Below are 17,956 nucleotides of genomic sequence, written 5' to 3'. Positions count from 1 at the left end.
GTACTCGTCGCCGTACCCCCGCTGTGTCGCGCGCCGGCGCCGGCGCGCGACACAGCGGGGGTACGGCGACGAGTACATGAACATGAACGTCAACCTCGACCCGGACTGGGGAGTACCGTCCGACGGCGGGGAATCGATGGCATCGGAGCACGGCGCCGGCACGCTGGGATTCGCCGGCACCGCGCGCAGGGACGCGGCCGCTGCGGCGGTCGGGCTGACCACACTGGCCGGCGACGAGTTCGGCGGTGGACCGACGCTGCCGATGATGCCGGGCACCTGGGGCCGGGACGGCGACGACGGGGGCGCCTAGCGCCGGGCGCCCCGTTGGCCTGGTCGGTCCGTCCCGCGGGCCCCGCCCTGGTGCGCGCTGAGATAATGACGCGGTGGAGACGCTGAAGTCCGGGCGCAGATTGCGGCTGGGGTCAATGGAAGTGCTGGTGGCGCTCCTTTTGGCCTGCGCTTTGGCCGCGACGACCCTGCGCAATGCCGTCTTCAACAGCGCGTCGCTGTCCACGATGGGCACCGTGTTCTGCGGGGTTTTCGTGCAGGCGATCCCGTTCCTGGTGCTCGGGGTCGTGGTCAGCGGCCTCATTGCGACATTCGTGTCGCCGCAGCGGCTGGCGCGCTGGTTGCCACGCCGGCCGGCCTTGGCGGTGGTGGCGGCCGGTGTCGGCGGCGTCGCGCTGCCGGGGTGTGAATGTGGTTCAGTTCCGTTGGCGCGACGGCTGTTCGGCGAAGGCGGTGCGACCGGGGCCGCGGCGTTGACGTTCATGCTGGCCGCGCCGGCGATCAACCCGGTCGTCCTGGTCGCCACGGCGGTGGCGTTTCCGGGCGCGCCCCGGATGGTCTTCGCCCGCATGGGGGCGTCGCTGCTGACCGCGGTGGTGATGGGCTGGGCGTGGTCGCGGTGGGGTCGCCCGGAATGGATCACCCGCCGGCTGCCCGCCGCGGGAACGCAGACCGAACCGAGATGGGTGGTCTTCACCGAGGCCGCGCGTCACGACTTCCTGCAGGCCGCATCGTATTTGGTGCTCGGCGCGGCCGCGGCGGCCCTGCTGCACGTGGTGGTGCCGCAGTGGGTGTTCGCGCATCTGGCGACCGACCTCGTGCTCGGCGTCGTGCTGATGGCCGCCCTGGCGGTGGTGCTGGCGCTGTGTTCGGAGGCCGACGCGTTCGTGGCGGCCAGCATGACGATGGTGCCGCTGCTGCCCCGGCTGGTGTTTCTCGTCGTCGGTCCGGCCGTCGATGTCAAGCTGTTCGCGATGCAGGCGGGCATGTTCGGCCGGGCGTTCGCCGCGCGCTTCGCCCCCTGCACGTTCGTGGTGGCCATCGCGAGCGCCTGCACGATCGGGATTTTCGCGTTGGGGGCCCGTTGATGAGCCGCGAGGCCGAGAACACCGTGCTGCTGTTGGTAGGCATCAGCATCGCCATGATCACCGGGTCGGGCGTGTTCACCCGTTACGTCAAGCCCGGGCTGATGCCGTGGCTGATCGTGTCGGCGGTGGTGCTCATCGGTTTGGCGCTGGTGGCGATCGTCGGCGACATTCGCCGGGGCGGCCCGCGGACGAGTGAGGCGGAAGCCGATCATGGCCACGGGCATTCCCATCGGACCGGCATCGTCTGGATGCTCGTGGTCGCGGTTCTGGTGCTGATGTTCGTGGCGCCTCCCGCATTGCGGCCCTCGGCCGCCACCCCGTCGGTGACGTCTGTATCCAATGATGCTCTGAACAAAGCATTCCCGCCGCTGCCGCCCGGGCCGGACCCGGACGTCTCGCTGCCCGAGGTGCTGATGCGCGAAGCGCACGACACGACCGGATCGTTGACGAACCGGTCGATCAACGTCACCGGTTTCGTGCTCAACGAGGCGCAGGGCGTCGACCTCGGTCGCGTCGTCATCATCTGCTGCGCGGCCGACGCTCAGCTGGCCCGCATCCACCTGCGCGGGCCCGCGGCCGGGGAGGCGGCCGGGCTATCGGACAACACCTGGATCCGGGTCCAAGGCCAGGTCATACCCGCACCGCGGCAACCGAATTCGCCGCCGATTCCCACGCTGCAGGCCACCGCGGTCACCCGCATCGACGCCCCACCCAACCCGTACGCCTACCCCCACTGACCCATCAGTTGCGTCGGCTGGAGCCACTCGTCCACCGCTCATGCTGCCCGAGTTGGGCTGGGACGGGCGTGTTTTCCCACTGCCCGCGCTCCAGCCAATCGCGCAGTTCGGCGGCCGCGGCACTGTCGGCGATGGGGCCTATCCAATGCGCCGGGCCGCAGGCCACCCGATCGCTCGTGCAGGGCTGCACCACGGCCATGACGCCGCACCCGGTCGGCCGCGACGCACAGGTGAGCGGTCCGAGCATGCAGGCGGCCGAGACCAGCACGGAGTGTGGACAGCGCCGGATGGTGGGACGCAGTTCGTCGATCATCGATAGCTCGTGGCCGACCGCGCAAGTGGCGCAGACGATCACGGTGAAGGGGCGATCGGTGCCGCGGCGCGGAGGCGTCATCGCGCCGTGTGCCGTCCGGGGTAGGGCAGCAACGCCATTTCGCGGGCGGTCTTGATGGCCGTCGCGACCTGCCGTTGTTGCTGAACGGACAGACCGGTGACTTGGCGGGACCGGATCTTGCCGCGTTCGGAGATGAACACGCGCAGCGTCGCGGTGTCCTTGTAGTTCACCGCGTCCAGCCCCAGGCTGTGCAGCAGATTCCTTTTGGGTGAGCGGCCCGGCGGTAGCGCGGGCCGGCGGGTGCGCGCGGCTTGCCTGGCCATCACCAGCTCGCCTTCCGCACGCCGGGTAGCTGCCCGGCATGCGCCAATTCGCGAACACGCACCCGCGACAGCCCGAACTTGCGGAGGTGACCGCGGGGGCGTCCGTCGACGGCGTCGCGGTTGCGCACCCGCACCGCGCTGGCGTCGCGGGGCTGGCGCGCCAACTCGTCCTGGGCAGCCGCCCGCTGCTCGGCGGTGCTCGCCGATGAGCGGATGATCTCCTTGAGTTCGGCGCGGCGTTCGGCATAGCGTGCCACGGTCGCGCGGCGGCGGTCGTTCTTGACGATCTTGGATTTCTTGGCCATGTTCAGCGGTCCTCGCGGAACTCGACGTGGCGGCGGATGACGGGGTCGTACTTGCGCAGCACCAGGCGGTCGGGGTCGTTGCGCCGATTCTTGCGGGTGATGTAGGTATATCCGGTTCCCGCGGTGGAGCGCAGCTTGACCACGGGGCGAATCTCGTTGCGTGCCATCAGATTCGCTGCCCCTCGCGGCGCAGTCGTGCCACCACCGCCTCGATGCCGTCGCGGTCGATCACCTTGATGCCCTTGGCGCTGACCCGCAGCCGGATCCGGCGGCCTTCCGAGGGCAGGTAGTACGTCTTGAGCTGGATGTTGGGGTTGAAGCGCCGAGACGTTCGGCGGTGGGAATGCGATACCGCATTACCGAAACCCGGTCGCCGTCCGGTCACCTGGCAGTGGGCGGACACCGTGTACCTCCGTTACAGCTTATTGAAAATGATTTTCGACAAGTCCCGCCACGAACGGTACCGTATGGGAGGGCTAGATGAAAATGATTGCTAATAAGGAGGACGATGCGGACGCCCGTCATCCTGGTCGCAGGTCAGAGGGACACCGCCCCGGTCGTGGGGGCGTTGTTGCGCGCCCGAGGAACGCTGGTGGTAGAGCACCGGTTCGACGGTCACGTCGTGCGCCGAACGACGACCGCGCTGTCCGACGGCGTCTTGACGTCCGACGAGACCGGCCTGGAACTCGCGCACGGCTGCGTTTCGTGCACCATCCGCAACGACCTGCTGGTGTTGTTGCGTCAACTGCACCGGCGCGACGACGTCGACCGGATCGTGGTGCACCTGGGGCCCTGGCTCGAGCCCGAGCCGATCTGCTTGGCGATCAACCACGTACGGGTGCGCGTGGCACCCGGATATGTTGACGGGCCCGCCGCCCTGGATGTGTCGATTGCCGCTGTGGTGACTTGTGTCGATTCAGCGGCGTGGCTGAACCGGGCGCTCGGCGAGGACGAGTTGGACGACGGGCGCACCGAGGCTCAGGTGGTGATCGGCCAGGCCGAATTCGCAGACGTCGTCGTGCTCGATCACCCGAATCCGTTCGTGGCCGCCGTGCTGCGCCGCCTGTCCCCGCGCGCCCGCGTTCGGGTGGGCGCCGAAGGCATCGAGGACGCGCTGAACGATCTGTATCGCGACGCGCGCCGCGGCCGCAGCGACGACCCGCACGGTCCGCTGCTGGCCGGTCAGCCGCCGCTGGAATCCCGCGGGCCAATCAGCTTGGTGGAGTTCAATTCCCGGCGCCCCTTCCATCCGCAGCGTCTGCACGCGTGCCTGGATCTGCTGCTCGACGGCGTGGTCAGGACCCGGGGGCGGCTCTGGCTGGCCAACCAGCCCGACCGGGCGATGTGGTTGGAATCGGCCGGCGCCGGGTTGCGGGTCAGCTCGGCGGGCAAGTGGCTGGCCGTCCTCGACGACCTCGAGGTGGACGGCATCGACACGGAGCGAAGGACTTTCGCGGAGCTGAGCTGGGACGACCGGCACGGTGATCGGCACACGGCGATGACCATCCTGGTGTGCGGTGCGAAACCCGCCGACATCCTCGACGCCCTGCGCGGCGCGCTGCTCACCGACGAGGAGATACGACGCCCGGGGGACTGGATCGACTACGACGACCCGTTCGGCGACTGGCACGAGGAGCCGTGCGCGGACCGGGCGGATGCCGCCGACAACGCGGCCCGGCATACCCGGCAGGACGGGGATTTCTCATGAAGCCCGGCACTCATCCCGACTACCACCCCGTCGTCTTTCAGGACGCCACCACCGGTGCGATGTTTCTGACCCGATCGACACTGACCAGTTCGCGCACCGTCGAGTGGCAAACGCCGCACGGCACGGACTCAGCGAGAGCACAGTTTAATGAGAATGATTTTCATTAAGATGTAAAGGGCTGTGCCGCGGGCGGTTCGGTCCCGTCCTGGTCAACCGACGCCAAGCCACGGTAGCCCACTTCGGCGAAGCGCTGTGCGGCCCGCACCATGTCGTCGGTCATCGGGCGCTGCTCGGGAAGATCGCCGGTGAAGATGCGGGGTGCGAAATCCTTGGCATACAACCGGGATTGGACGGTCATGCGGGTGATTGCCGTCGGGTCGGCGTCGAACCCGAAATGCGGTACGACGCGCTGCCATACCGCGGCCGGCAGGTCGGCATGGTCGACGCAGAGGCGCCCGACGGGATCACTCGCCGCCGCCTGCAGCATCGCGCCGAGGGCACGGGCCGCGAACTCCTCGCGCGTCATGGCCGGGACCGCGGCCGGGTCAAGCCCAAAACGCGCCGCGGCGCGGTCCGGCGCGGCCTGCAGGCCGAGCCATCCCGGCGGGTTGGCAAGAAGCGAGGCCAGGACGCGCGCCGGGTCGCGCTGGACCCAGATCCAGGGTGTGTCCGGGAATGCCGCGGAAAGGATCGCGCGGCGGCGGATGTTCCAGCTGGAGCATTTGAGCACCACACACCGTTCGTCGCCGTGACGGCAGCGGCCGAGCGCCCGCACCACCAGTCGCACGGCGGCAATCAGTTCGGGCTCGTCGAGCCGATCTGAAGCGAGCCCGAGGAGTGTGTTGAGCGGCGCCGGCTCGTTGAGGACGACGACGCCGGGAAGTGTGCCCAAAAGCCTTGATACCAAGGTCGATCCACACCGTGACAGGTGAAAGATCATTCCCGCCGGTTCGAGCGACGGCTCGCTATCGAGAGCAACGAGCTCTTCGAGACCGGTCCTGACCGGGGGCCGGGCTTGCGGGCCGGAAGCCCACCGGGTGACCGTTTGGTCGAAGAATGGCTCAACAAAGCGCACCGCCGACAGGTCGGCCCAGTAGACCATCGGCGTGGTCCCGGAAAAGTCGAGACGGACCGGCGTCCAGCGGGCGAGGTCGGCGAGGTTCATCGAGACGTCAGTCAGTCCGAGACTCGTACCAAGAATCCGCTCACTATCAGTGATCGGGCCAGTTCGATCTGTTGCTGCGCCGTGAGCTCGGGCAGGTCTTTGATTCGAAACGGCTCGGAGCTTGTCGAGAGGAATTCCATCGCGGCTTTGTGGTCGGGCGTCGCGCCCACCGACAACGTCGCGAACTTCAACTCGACGCGGTCGGCAACTGCTTTCACCCGCGAATACAGCGGTTGGTACCTCGTCACCAGGGTTTGTTCGTCGATGCCAGCGCTATCGGAGATCCGTCCGACTGGTGGGCATTGGCCGCGGCGCACCAAGACGTCGGCCAGTGCGCCGAGGCCTCCCGTGACGACACCCGGATCCTCGACGGTTTGCACGGCATCACGCGCCAGCATGGCTACCCTTGCCTGCACATTCGGGTCATCGAGATGACGCGGCGGCAATACGGCGTTGAGACGATCATCGTGGAAACTCTGCGAGTAAAGCGCCCCGATGGCAAGCGCGAGCACCGTGGGAGCGTGCAAACCAACGGTCAGATGCACGGATGGATCTGACATCGTGTCCGCGGCATGAACCCGGCCACGGGGCAGGTACAGCACGTCGCCGGCTTCGAGACACAAATCGGTTGGCGAGGGCAGGCAGTCGGTCGCAACCGCCGGATCCGTGGTGCGCTGTATGTTGCGCGGCGGGACGTCGGCGCCCTCGTACAAGTGCCAGGTCTTGGATCCCTGGATCTGCAGAATCAACACATTGTGTGCGTCGTAGTGCGGAACGAGTCCCCTTGATCCGGGTGGGGAGACGTAGGCGTTGACCTGTATCGGAAAGTTCAGGTCCACCTCAAGCGAGCGGGCCAGCGTCGCAACCGGGCGCGCGTAGCGCTCGACGCCATCCACGACAATCGTGTAACCCTGGGCGAAGTCGTTGCGAATACCGGCCAGATCCAGGCTTCCGTCGGCCAGCTGGTAGTTGTCGGGTCCCTTCTTGTCCTTGCCTCGCACCAGCCGTACCGCCGCGGGCTCCCGACGGAAAAGACCCAGAAGATCCTCAACCGCCGACGGTCCCGGCAGGAGACTGTCGAAATAACCGGCGCGGCAGCGGTTGACGTGGTGATGCGTTACCCCCCATATCTCATCGAGAAAGGTGTCGACGGAAAGGGGCTGAAGCAGCCAGGCTAGTGATGGCTCGATAATGAGCTCCCCGAAACATGGTAGTGATAAAGCGGTAAGGCTCCGCCTCACCGATATCTCAGTATGACGGATGGCCGGTTAACCGCGTCGACGCCGACCGGGCCAGGGCCCGCCGGATGGAATATTTGCTATGCCGGTATTCCCGTTACCATTGCGCGCCACCGGAAAACGCGTGTCGTCAGCTCCGCGTAGGGTGGATTGGGTGCGAAGCGAAGGCGATACCTGGGACATCACAACGAGTGTGGGTTCGACCGCGTTGTTCGTGGCAACGGCGCGGGCATTGGAGGCGCAAAAGCCCGACCCACTGGCCGTGGATCCGTACGCGGAGATCTTCTGTCGCGCCGTCGGGGGCCCCGCGGCCGACGTACTGGACGGCAAGGACCCCGATCATCAACTGAAGACCGCCGACTTCGGCCAGCACTTCGTCAACTTCCAGGGTGCCCGCACCAAGTACTTCGACGAATATTTCCTCAAGGCTGCCGAGGCGGGCGTGCGCCAGGTGGTCGTCCTGGCGGCCGGGCTGGACTCGCGGGCCTACCGTTTGGATTGGCCGGCCGCGACGACGATCTTCGAGCTGGACCAACCGCAAGTGCTCGACTTCAAGCGTGAGGTGCTCACCGGTGCCGGCGCCCAACCGCGTGCCGAGCGCCGGGAGATCGCCATCGACCTGCGCGAGGACTGGCCGCAAGCGCTGCGCGACAACGGCTTTGATCCGGCCAAGCCGTCCGCCTGGATCGCCGAGGGCCTGCTGATCTACCTTCCGGCCAGCGCCCAGGAGCAGTTGTTCACCGGCATCGACGGCCTGGCCGGTCACGGTAGCCACGTCGCCGTCGAGGACGGCGCCCCGATGCAGGCCGACGATTTTGAGGCCGCCGTGGCGGAAGAACGCGCCGCCACCGCCGAGGGCGACGGCCGCGTGTTCTTCCAGCTGGTCTACAACGAGCGGCATGCGCCCGCCACCGAATGGTTGGGCATGCACGGCTGGGATGCGGTCGGCACGCCGCTGGCCGACTACCTTCGTCAGGTCGGCCGTCCAGTGCCCGGGCCCGATACCGAAGCCGGTCCGATGGTCGCGCGCAACACCTTGGTGAGCGCCGTTCGGGCCTGACCCGCCGAAAACCGGCCGCGGTCGCTGATCGCGGCCCGTTTTTCGTGAGTTATCGATGAATCCGGGACCCGGGGGAACTTGCCCGGGTCCCCGTCCGACTACTACCGGGCTCACCCTTACACCGCACAGCCCAGGCGGTCGTTGATAGCCCGGCGAGGAGTCTCTGGCATGGCGCCACGCGCTTTTTGGAATCGATCGGCCGCGTCGTCATTCGCGGTAGCGGACGGGGGATCATGACCGCACCGATATGGATGGCGTTTCCCCCAGAGGTGCATTCGGCGCTGCTCAGTAGCGGTCCGGGACCCGCCGGCTTGCTGGCCTCGGCCGCATCGTGGACGGCGTTGAGCGAAACCTATGCCTCGGTGGCCGACGAGCTCAGTCAAACCTTGGCGGCCGCGCAGGCGGGCGCGTGGGAAGGGCCAACTGCCGAGCGGTACGTGGCCGCGCATGTGCCATATCTGATGTGGCTCGTCCAGGCGAGCACCAAGAGCGCCGCCATGGCCGCCTCGCAGGAAACAGCGGCCACCGCCTACACCGCCGCGTTGGCGGCCATGCCGACGTTGCCCGAGCTGGCCGGCAATCACGCCGTGCACGGCGCATTGCTTGCCACGAACTTCTTCGGGATCAACACCATTCCCATCGCGGTCAACGAGGCCGACTACACGCGGATGTGGACTCAGGCGGCGACCACGATGTCCACCTACCAGGCGGTCGCCACCACGGCGGTGGCCGCGGCACCGCAGTCCGATCCGGCACCACAAATCATGGCTGACCCCACCGGGGTCCAGACCGGCCAGGGGACGACCGGCGCCACCTACGGCGGCCAGGGCAACAGCGACCAGGGGATATTGCCCATCGTCGACGATGACTCCGGCAACCCGGACGACTTGAGTTGGTGGATAAACCGATTCCTCGAAGGTCCCGAAACCTTCTTCAGGGATATCGAACTGATTCTGCAAAACCCCCTTGCGTTTCTCGAAAACCCCGGGCCGATCCTCACCCAGTTCTATTACGACTTCTTCGGGGTGATTGCCGACCTGTTGGGCCACTTGAGCCAAGCTATTCAGTTTTTCCCGCAGCTGTTGTTGACTCCGTTGCTGGTGCCCGGACTTGCCGGAGGCGGCGCAAGCCTGGTTGCCCTGGCCGCAATCCAGCCCAACGCGCCTGTGGGGGCCCCGGCCGAGGCGGCCGCCCCGGCACCCGAGCCCACGGCCGCGCCCGCGACCACTGGCAGTACCGCTCCGTTGGGCGCTCCGGCCGCCGCCGCTCCCGCGCCGGCCACCGCGCCGGCTTCGGCCCCGGCCACCGCGCCGGCCTCCGCCCCCGCAACGGCTGGTCCACCGCCGCCGGGCGGCGTCGGGGGCGCTCCCTACCCCTATCTGGTGGGTGGTCCGGCCGCCGGGAGCGGCATGGGCATAAGCAGTAGCGCGCAACGCAAGGCATCTGAGCCCGATTCATCGGCGGCTGCCGCTGCCGCCGCGGCATCAGCAGCCGAAAAGCAACGGGCGCGGCGGCGCCGTCGGGCGACCATGAAAGACCACTACCACGGCTACGAATTCATGGACCTTGAACCGGACGCCGGGTCACTCGACCCCATGATGGATCCAGTCGCGTCAGCCGCCTCGGTGGCCTCGGACCGTGGCGCGGGGCCTTTGGGCTTTGCCGGAACGACGCGCAAAGAGACCACCGAGGCAGCGGGGTTGACCACGCTTGCCGGTGGCGAGTTCGGCAGCGGACCGACAGCACCTATGTTGCCGGGCAGTTGGGACACCGATGAGCCGCGGAACTTTTCCGGCCCGTCAACCGACTAGTGGCTGCGTGATCGTTCCGCCCGCCGCTGGTCGCGGCGGCAGTCGAGTTCACCCCGAATCTCAAGGAGTCGTTGCTATGACCGCGCCGGTGCGGACGGTGAAGTCCCGAATCCGCTTGGCCGCGGCGGCCGCTTCCTGGAGAGTCGGGCCGAGTTGATATTGAAAATGGTTTTCATTAAGGTGGGGGCTTGCTGTGCGGCCACTCGGCACGCGGCTGTGAGCAGGCCGGAAATGCGGATAAAAGCCCCTGAAAACATCCTCGGCAGCGGTAAAAGAAGGACAGTGCGGTGGTGAGCCGAACAGGCCCAAACGCCTCGACAGTTAGCTTATGCAATGCTAACTTCAGGCAGTTAGGTTAGGGGAGACTACATACATGAAAAGACCCGGCCGTGGAACTCGGTGACACCGGCATGCTCACAGCTCAGCCCGTCAATTCGCGGGTGGATGTCAGGGTTGACAGCGACATCGTCAGTAGGTTCGCTACGTGCTGTCGCGCGCTGGGCATCGCGGTCTACCAGCGCCAGCGCCCAGCCGATCCACCCGCTGCCCGCTCAGGTTTCGCGGCGCTGACCCGCCTCGCTCACGACCAGTGCGATGCCTGGACGGGACTGGCCGCTGCAGGTGACACGTCCTTCCGGGTGCTGGAAGCCGTCTCGCGCACCGCGGCCACGGCCGGCGTGCTGCAGCGGCAGGTCGAACTGACGCCGGGCACCGTGAGCTTCCGCTACGACACTGGCCTGTATCTGCAGTTTCGCGCCTCGACGCCCGACGAGTTCCACCTCGCCTACGCGGCGTCGCTGGCAACCGAAGGTCGATTTGCTGAAGCTGATGAAATCGTCGGCCGCCTGACCGTGAAGCGCCCGAACTGGCGCGAGGCCCGCTGGGTGTCCGTCGTCATCAACTACCGCGCCGAGCGGTGGTCGGACGTCGTCAAGCTGCTGACCACGGTCGTCAACAACGAAGACCTCGACCCGGCGTTCTCGCACGCGGCCAAAATCACCCTGGGCATCTCGCTCGCCCGCCTCGGCATGTTCGCGCCGGCGTTGTCCTATCTTGAGGAGCCCGAAGGTCCCGTCGCGGTCGCGGAGCTCGACGGCACCCTGGCCAAGGCGCTCGTGTTGCGTGCACACGTGGACGAGGACTCGGCGAGCGAGGTTCTACAGGATCTGTACGCGGCTCACCCCGAAAACGAACAGGTCGAACATGCGTTGTCCGACACCAGTTTTGGGATTGTCACCACGACCGCGGGACGCATTCAGGCCCGCACCGATCCGTGGAACCCGGAAACCGAGCCGGGGCCCGGCGATTTCGTTGACCCCGAAGCCCAGGAACGCAAGCGCGTACTGCTGGCGGAGGCAGAACGTGAGCTCGACGAATTCATCGGTTTGAACAAGGTCAAAGACCAGGTAGCGCGGCTTAAGAGTGCGGTGGCCATGGAGCTGGTGCGTAAGCAGCGCGGGCTCGAGGTGGCCCAGCGTACCCACCACCTGGTGTTCACCGGGCCGCCCGGAACCGGCAAGACCACCATCGCGCGCGTGGTTGCCAAAATCTATTGCGGCCTTGGTCTTTTGAAGAAGGAAAACATCAAAGAGGTGCACCGCGCCGACCTGATCGGGCAGCACATCGGTGAAACCGAGGCCAAGACCAACGCGATCATCGACAGCGCACTTGACGGAGTCTTGTTCCTCGACGAGGCCTACTCACTGGTGGCAACGGGCGCCAAGAACGACTTCGGTCTGGTGGCCATCGATACCCTGCTGGCCCGGATGGAGAACGACCGGGATCGGCTTGTCGTGATTATCGCGGGGTACCGCGCGGACCTGGATCGGTTTCTCGACACCAACCAAGGTCTGCGCTCGCGGTTCACCCGGAGCATTGACTTCCCGTCGTACAAGTCGCCCGAGCTGATCGAGATCGCGAACTTCATGGCCGCCAAGCGCGACAGCGCGTTCGACGAGCCCGCGCTCCGTGATCTCGAGGCGCTGTTCTCGCATCTGGCCGAATTGTCGAAACCCGATGCAGCCGGCGTGGAACGCCGCGGCCTCGATATCGCCGGTAACGGCCGGTTCGTTCGTAACGTGGTCGAAAAGTCCGAGGAGGAACGCGAATTCCGGCTGGACCACTCCGAGCACGCCCAAACCGGCGAGTTTACCGACGAGGAGTTGGTTACCATCACCGCTGACGACGTCCGAAATTCGGTTGGGCCGTTGTTGCAGGGCCTCGGTCTGCAGGAGCCGGCATGACCTCCAATCACGAGTCCGACGAACGCCGTTCGTTCACCTCACGCACGCCGGTCAACGACAACCCCGACCAGGTCGAGTACCGCCGCGGTTTCGTCACCCGTCACCAGGTCACCGGCTGGCGGTTCGTGATGCGCCGGATCGCCTCCGGTATCGCCTTGCATGACACCAGGATGCTGGTCGACCCGCTGCGCACGCAGTCGCGCGCGGTGGCCATGGGCGCGGTCCTGCTGGTCACCGGCTTGGCGGGGTGCTTCGTGTTCTCGCTGATCCGGCCCAGCGGGACGGTGGGTACCAACGCCGTGCTGGCCGACCGCTCGACGGCCGCGCTGTACGTCCGTGTCGGCGACGACCTGCACCCGGTGCTCAACCTGACCTCCGCCCGGCTGATCACCGGCCACGCCGTCGACCCCACGATGGTGAAAAGCAGTGAGCTGGACCGCTTTCCGCGCGGCAACCTGATCGGCATCCCAGGTGCGCCGGAGCGCATGGTGCAAAACCCCTCGCGCGACGCGAACTGGACGGTGTGCGACGCCGTCAGCGAGCCGGCCCAGGGCGGGCACGCCGCCCACAGCACCGGCGTCACGGTGATCGCGGGCCAGCCGGACAGCAGCGGTGCGCGCGCGGCGACGCTCGCGTCGCAGCAGGCGATCCTCGTCGACCGGGACGGCAGCACCTGGCTGTTGTGGGACGGCAAGCGTTCGCAGATCAACCTGACCGACCACGCGATCACGAACGCACTTGGCCTGGGGCAGAACAACTCCGAGGTGCCCGCGCCCCGACCCATCGCGCTGGGCCTGTTCAACGCGATCCCGGAGGCACCGTCGCTGACGGCCCCCGGAATCCCGAACGCCGGCGCCCCGGCCCCGTTCAACGTGCCCGCTCCGATCGGCGCGGTGGTGGTCTCCTACGCCCTGGAGCAGAGTTCCTCGGGCACCCCGCGCTACTACGCGGTGATGCCCGACGGCCTGCAGCAGATCTCACCGGTGCTCGCCGCGATCCTGCGCAACACCAATTCCTATGGGCTGGACCAACCGCCGCGGCTGGGTGCCGACGCGGTGGCCAAGCTGCCCGTGTCGCGGATGCTGGACACCGCGCGGTATCCGGATCAGCAGGTCAGCGTGGTCGATGCGGCCAAATCGCCTGTCACGTGCGCCTATTGGAGCAAGCCTGCCGGGGCCGCGACCAGCTCGCTGCACCTGATGTCGGGCTCCGCGCTGCCGATCGCCGAATCGATCCGCACCGTCGATCTGGTGGGCGGCGGCGCCGCGACGAATGGTTTAGTGGCCACCCGCGTCGCTTTGGCTCCGGGCACCGGCTACTTCACCCAGACCGTCGGCGGCGGCCCGGACTCGCCCGGCACCGGGTCGTTGTTCTGGGTCTCTGACACCGGTGTCCGCTACGGCATCGACAACGAGTCGGAGCACTCCGCCGCCGGACACGGCAAAACAGTTGAGGCCCTTGGCCTTAACGGATCACCGGTCCCCGTTCCGTGGTCGGTGTTGTCGCTGTTCGCGAATGGTCCGACGTTATCGCGCGCCGACGCGCTGCTGGCTCATGACGGGTTGACGCCCGATCAGAAGCCCGGCCGTGTGGCATCTGCCGAGGGAGCCCCCCGATGAGCCGACTGATCTTCGAAGCGCGCCGGCGCCTGGCGCCGCCGGTCACCCGCAAGGGGACCATCGCCATCGAGGCACCACCCGAACTGCCCCGTGTAATTCCGCCGTCGTTCCTGCGCCGGGCGATGCCCTACGTGCTGGTGATCCTGATCGTCGGCATGATCGTCGCCCTGTTCGCCACCGGAATGCGGATGATCTCCCCGCAGACCCTGTTCTTCCCGTTCGTGCTGTTGCTCGCCGCCACCGCCATGTATCGCGGTGGCGACAACAAGATGCGCACCGAGGAGGTCGACGCCGAGCGTGCCGATTACCTGCGTTACCTGTCGGTGGTCCGGGACAACATCCGCACCCAGGCCACCGCGCAGCGCGCCGCGGCGCAGTGGTCCCACCCGGAGCCGTCCGCGCTGGCGACCGTGCCGGGAACGCGTCGCCAGTGGGAGCGTGACCCGCACGATCCCGACTTCCTGGTGCTAAGGGCCGGCCGCCACCAGGTGCCGCTGGCTACCGCCCTGCGGGTCAATGACACCGCGGACGAAATCGACCTGGAACCGGTGTCGCACAGCGCATTACGCAGCCTGCTCGACACCCATCGCACAGTGCGCGACGTGCCGACCGGAATCGACCTGACCAAGGTCTCCCGGATCACCGTGCTGGGCGAGGAAGACGAGGCGCGGGCGGCGTTGCGCGCCTGGGTCGCTCAGGCGGTGACCTGGCACGACCCGACCGTGCTCGGGATCGCGCTGGTGGCCCCGAATCTGGAGAGCCCGGACTGGTCCTGGCTGAAGTGGTTGCCGCACATCGACGTTCCGGGTGAGCTCGACGGGGTCGGGCCGGCGCGGTTCATGTCGACCAGCGCCGACGACCTGGTCGCCAGCCTGGGTTCGGCCCTCGTTGACCGTCCGGCGTTCACCGGCGAGCCCGCCGATGCGCTCCGTCACCTGCTGATCGTCATCGACGACCCCGACTACGACCTCAACGCGTCGACGCTGGCGCTGGGCCGGGCGGGTGTCACCGTCGTGCAGCGCAGCGCCACGGCGCCGAACCGTGAGCAGTATTCGGATCCCGAAAAGCCGATCCTGCGCGTCTCCGGGCGGGACGGCGGCGGCCGCGCGGTCGCCATCAAGCGCTGGCAGACTGGCGGCTGGCAGCCCTACATCGACAACGCCGACCAATTCAGCGCCGACGAGGCCGCGCATCTGGCGCGCCAGTTGGCACGCTGGGACTCCAACCCGACCCACACCGGGCTGCGCTCGGCGGCCACCCGCGGTGCCACGTTCACCACGATGCTGGGCATTTCGGATGCCTCCCAATTGGACGTGCCCACGCTGTGGGCGCCGCGTCGCCGTGAGGACGAGCTGCGTATTCCGATCGGCGTCACCGCGACCGGTGAGCCACTGATGTTCGACCTCAAGGACGAAGCCGAGGGCGGCATGGGCCCGCACGGGTTGATGATCGGTATGACGGGTTCGGGTAAGTCCCAGACCCTGATGTCGATCCTGTTGTCGCTGTTGACGACTCATTCGGCCGATCGGTTGATCGTCATCTACGCCGACTTCAAGGGTGAGGCCGGGGCCGACAGCTTCCGTAACTTCCCGCAGGTCGTCGCCGTCATCTCCAACATGGCGGAGAAGAAGTCGCTGGCCGACCGCTTCGCCGACACGCTGCGCGGCGAGGTGGCCCGCCGGGAGACGCTGCTGCGGGAAGCGGGCCGCCGGGTCCAGGGCAGCGCGTTCAACTCGGTGGTGGAGTACGAGGCCGCCATCGCCGCCGGACATGATCTGCCGCCGATCCCGACGCTGTTCGTGGTCGCCGACGAGTTCACCCTGATGCTGGCCGACCACCCCGAATACGCGGAGCTGTTCGATTACGTTGCGCGTAAAGGCCGCTCGTTCCGCATCCACATCCTGTTCGCGTCGCAGACGCTGGATGTCGGCAAGATCAAGGACATCGACAAGAACACCTCCTACCGCATCGGTTTGAAGGTGGCCAGCCCCAGCGTTTCGCGCCAGATCATCGGTGTGGAGGACGCCTACCACATCGAGTCCGGCAAGGAGCACAAGGGCGTTGGCTTCTTGGTGCCCGCCCCGGGTGCGACGCCGATCAAGTTCCGCAGCACCTATGTGGACGGCATCTACGATCCGCCGCAGAAGGCCAAATCCTTTGTCGTGCCGTCCATCCCGGAGCCGAAGCTGTTCACGGCCGGGCGCGTCGAACCGGATCAGGACACCGTGGTCGCCGCCCCCGAGGAAGACGAATTCACCGGGCCGCCGCGCAAGCTGATCGCCACCATCGGCGACCAGCTGGCCGGCTACGGTCCTCGGGCGCCGCAGCTCTGGCTGCCGCCGCTGGACGAGCCGATCCCGTTGACCGCCATGCTGGCCCGCGCCGGCGTCCCGCCTCGACAGTGGCAGTGGCCGCTCGGCGAGATCGACAAGCCGTTCGAGATGCGCCGCGATCCGCTGGTGTTCGACGCCGCCTCGTCGGCCGGAAACATGGTCATCCACGGTGGCCCGAAATCGGGCAAGTCGACCGCGCTGCAGACGTTCATCCTGTCCGCGGCCAATCTGCACTCGCCGCGCGAGGTCACCTTCTACTGCCTGGACTACGGCGGCGGCAAGCTGCGGGCGCTCGAAGACCTGGCGCACGTCGGCAGCGTGGCCTCGGCGCTGGAGCCCGAACGCATCCGGCGCACCTTCGGCGAACTCGAGCAGCTGCTGCTGTCGCGGCAGCGCCGAGAGGCGTTCCGGGACTCCCGCGGTGCGGCCCCCGACGACGGGTTCGGCGAGGTGTTCCTGGTGATCGACAACCTCTACGCGTTCGGCAGGGACAACACCGACCAGTTCAACACCCGAAACCCGTTGCTGGCCAGGGTCAGCGAGCTGGTCAACATCGGTCTCGCGTACGGCATCCACGTCGTCATCACCACCCCCAGCTGGCTCGAGGTTCCGTTGGCCATGCGCGACGGCCTCGGCTTGCGGCTCGAGCTCAAGCTGCACGACCCGCGGGACAGCAACGTCCGGGTGGTCGGTGCCCTGCGGCGCCCTGCCGAAGCGGTGCCGCACGACCAGCCGGGACGTGGATTGACCATGGCCGCAGAGCATTTCCTGTTCGCAGATCCCGCGTTGCACGCGGAAACAGACCCAGTCGCCGCGCTTAATGCGCGCTACCCGGGCGTCACCGCGCCGCCGGTGCGGCTGCTGCCGACCAACCTGGTGCCGGAAGCGGTCGGGTCGCTGTATCGCGGGCCGGAGCAGGTCGTCATCGGCCAGCGCGAGGAGGACCTCGCGCCGGTGGTGGTCAACTTCGCCGAGAACCCGCTGCTGATGGTGTTCGGCGACAGCAAGTCCGGGAAGACCACACTGCTGCGCCACCTCATTCGCACCGTCCGGGAGCACTCCACGCCCGATCAGGTGGCCTTCACGGTGCTGGACCGGCGGTTGCACCTCGTCGACGAGCCGCTGTTCGCCGACAACGAGTACACCGCCAACATCGACCGCATCATCCCGGCGATGCTGGGGCTGGCCAACCTCATCGAATCGCGCCGGCCACCGGCCGGCCTGTCCCCCGGCGAGCTGGCCCACTGGCGCTACGCGGGCCACACCCACTATCTGATCATCGACGACGTCGACCAGATACCGGATTCGCCGGCGATGAGCGGCCCCTACGTGGGGCAGCGGCCGTGGACCGCGCTGATCGGATTGCTCTCGCAGGCAGCCGATTTGGGGCTGCGGGTGATCGTCACCGCACGGGCCACCGGTTCGGGGCACGCCCTGATGACCAACCCGCTGCTGCGCCGGTTCAACGACCTGCAGGCGACCACGTTGATGCTGGCGGGCAACCCGCAGGACAGCGGAAAGATCCGCGGTCAGCGGTTCGGCCGGCTGCCTGCCGGGCGGGCGATCCTGCTGGGCGACAGCGACGCCCCGACGTACGTGCAGCTGGTCAACCCGTTGGTCGCGGAGTCCGTGATCGAGGGCGCTACCGACGGTTTCGCCCACTGATGTTTATGCAAGTCCGAAGAGAAGGACCAGGAAAGGAGT

Annotated in this window: 16 protein-coding genes and 1 pseudogene; 10 read left to right on the top strand and 7 right to left on the bottom strand. The window is 67.4% G+C overall.

All coding sequences use genetic code 11. The features are described from left to right. The 3 genes from B8W69_RS27650 to B8W69_RS27640 all read left to right on the top strand — a co-directional run. Positions 1-310, top strand: a 310-nt coding sequence (locus B8W69_RS27650; protein WP_110882087.1) for a PPW family C-terminal domain-containing PPE protein, incomplete at its 5' end; no start/stop codon positions are given. A gap of 73 nt (positions 311-383) precedes the next feature. Continuing rightward, positions 384-1,376 carry a permease gene (locus B8W69_RS27645; RefSeq protein WP_085292866.1) on the top strand — a complete coding sequence of 331 codons (993 nt, stop codon included), beginning with the start codon at positions 384-386 and terminating at the stop codon, positions 1,374-1,376. Continuing rightward, a complete protein-coding gene (locus B8W69_RS27640) occupies positions 1,376-2,113 on the top strand; it encodes a TIGR03943 family putative permease subunit (RefSeq protein WP_085292865.1) in 738 nt (245 codons plus the stop codon). The genes B8W69_RS27645 and B8W69_RS27640 overlap by 1 nt, the downstream gene beginning before the upstream one ends. Positions 2,114-2,117: 4 nt before the next feature. Here B8W69_RS27640 and B8W69_RS27635 read toward each other — a convergent pair whose 3' ends face one another. The 5 genes from B8W69_RS27635 to rpmB are packed head-to-tail and all read right to left on the bottom strand — an operon-like array spanning position 2,118 to position 3,478. Then, entirely contained in the window at positions 2,118-2,507 is a 390-nt protein-coding gene (locus tag B8W69_RS27635; protein WP_085292864.1) for a hypothetical protein, read from the bottom strand. Beyond that, entirely contained in the window at positions 2,504-2,770 is a 267-nt protein-coding gene (gene rpsR / locus B8W69_RS27630) for a 30S ribosomal protein S18 (protein WP_085292863.1), read from the bottom strand. The genes B8W69_RS27635 and rpsR overlap by 4 nt, the downstream gene beginning before the upstream one ends. After that, on the bottom strand, positions 2,770-3,075 hold the full coding sequence (gene rpsN, locus B8W69_RS27625; RefSeq protein ID WP_085292862.1) for a 30S ribosomal protein S14: 306 nt from the start codon (positions 3,073-3,075) through the stop codon (positions 2,770-2,772). The genes rpsR and rpsN overlap by 1 nt, the downstream gene beginning before the upstream one ends. 2 nt (positions 3,076-3,077) lie before the next feature. Further along, on the bottom strand, positions 3,078-3,242 hold the full coding sequence (rpmG, locus tag B8W69_RS27620) for a 50S ribosomal protein L33 (RefSeq protein ID WP_085292861.1): 165 nt from the start codon (positions 3,240-3,242) through the stop codon (positions 3,078-3,080). Beyond that, positions 3,242-3,478 (bottom strand): 50S ribosomal protein L28, encoded by a 237-nt coding sequence (gene rpmB / locus B8W69_RS27615; protein ID WP_065027844.1) that lies wholly within the window; start codon positions 3,476-3,478, stop codon positions 3,242-3,244. The genes rpmG and rpmB overlap by 1 nt, the downstream gene beginning before the upstream one ends. Positions 3,479-3,583: 105 nt before the next feature. On the opposite strand from rpmB, the gene mrf reads away from it, so the two are divergent. Both mrf and B8W69_RS27605 read left to right on the top strand, forming a co-directional pair. Continuing rightward, the gene (gene mrf / locus B8W69_RS27610; RefSeq protein ID WP_085292860.1) at positions 3,584-4,783 is read left to right on the top strand and encodes a ribosome hibernation factor-recruiting GTPase MRF; all 1,200 of its coding nucleotides are present in this window, start codon (positions 3,584-3,586) and stop codon (positions 4,781-4,783) included. Continuing rightward, a pseudogene (locus B8W69_RS27605) lies at positions 4,780-4,905 on the top strand (50S ribosomal protein L31); the annotation flags it as partial. The gene mrf and the pseudogene B8W69_RS27605, both read left to right, overlap by 4 nt. Before the next feature lie 41 nt (positions 4,906-4,946). On the opposite strand, the gene B8W69_RS27600 reads toward B8W69_RS27605, so the two are convergent. Further along, complete coding sequence (locus B8W69_RS27600; RefSeq protein ID WP_085292858.1) at positions 4,947-5,948, bottom strand: sulfotransferase family protein; 1,002 nt, start codon at positions 5,946-5,948, stop codon at positions 4,947-4,949. An 11-nt stretch (positions 5,949-5,959) separates the two neighbouring features. After that, complete coding sequence (locus tag B8W69_RS27595) at positions 5,960-7,141, bottom strand: cupin domain-containing protein (RefSeq protein ID WP_085292872.1); 1,182 nt, start codon at positions 7,139-7,141, stop codon at positions 5,960-5,962. 199 nt (positions 7,142-7,340) lie between these two features. Between B8W69_RS27595 and B8W69_RS27590 the strand changes: the two genes are divergently transcribed. The 5 genes from B8W69_RS27590 (at position 7,341) to eccCa (ending at position 17,917) form a co-directional block, all read left to right on the top strand. Further along, the gene (locus tag B8W69_RS27590) at positions 7,341-8,246 is read left to right on the top strand and encodes a class I SAM-dependent methyltransferase (RefSeq protein WP_085292871.1); all 906 of its coding nucleotides are present in this window, start codon (positions 7,341-7,343) and stop codon (positions 8,244-8,246) included. Between the two features lie 233 nt (positions 8,247-8,479). Then, positions 8,480-10,057 (top strand): PPE family protein, encoded by a 1,578-nt coding sequence (locus tag B8W69_RS27585; RefSeq protein ID WP_085292857.1) that lies wholly within the window; start codon positions 8,480-8,482, stop codon positions 10,055-10,057. 389 nt (positions 10,058-10,446) lie between these two features. Then, complete coding sequence (eccA, locus tag B8W69_RS27580) at positions 10,447-12,300, top strand: type VII secretion AAA-ATPase EccA (protein WP_085292856.1); 1,854 nt, start codon at positions 10,447-10,449, stop codon at positions 12,298-12,300. Continuing rightward, complete coding sequence (gene eccB / locus B8W69_RS27575) at positions 12,297-13,919, top strand: type VII secretion protein EccB (RefSeq protein WP_085292855.1); 1,623 nt, start codon at positions 12,297-12,299, stop codon at positions 13,917-13,919. Before eccA ends, eccB begins: the two co-directional genes overlap by 4 nt. Further along, the gene (gene eccCa, locus B8W69_RS27570) at positions 13,916-17,917 is read left to right on the top strand and encodes a type VII secretion protein EccCa (RefSeq protein ID WP_085292854.1); all 4,002 of its coding nucleotides are present in this window, start codon (positions 13,916-13,918) and stop codon (positions 17,915-17,917) included. The genes eccB and eccCa overlap by 4 nt, the downstream gene beginning before the upstream one ends. Positions 17,918-17,956: the final 39 nt, after the last annotated feature.

Source organism: Mycolicibacterium vulneris (genome assembly GCF_002104765.1).
Taxonomy (GTDB): domain Bacteria; phylum Actinomycetota; class Actinomycetes; order Mycobacteriales; family Mycobacteriaceae; genus Mycobacterium; species Mycobacterium vulneris.
This window is presented reverse-complemented; position numbering and strand designations above follow the sequence as displayed.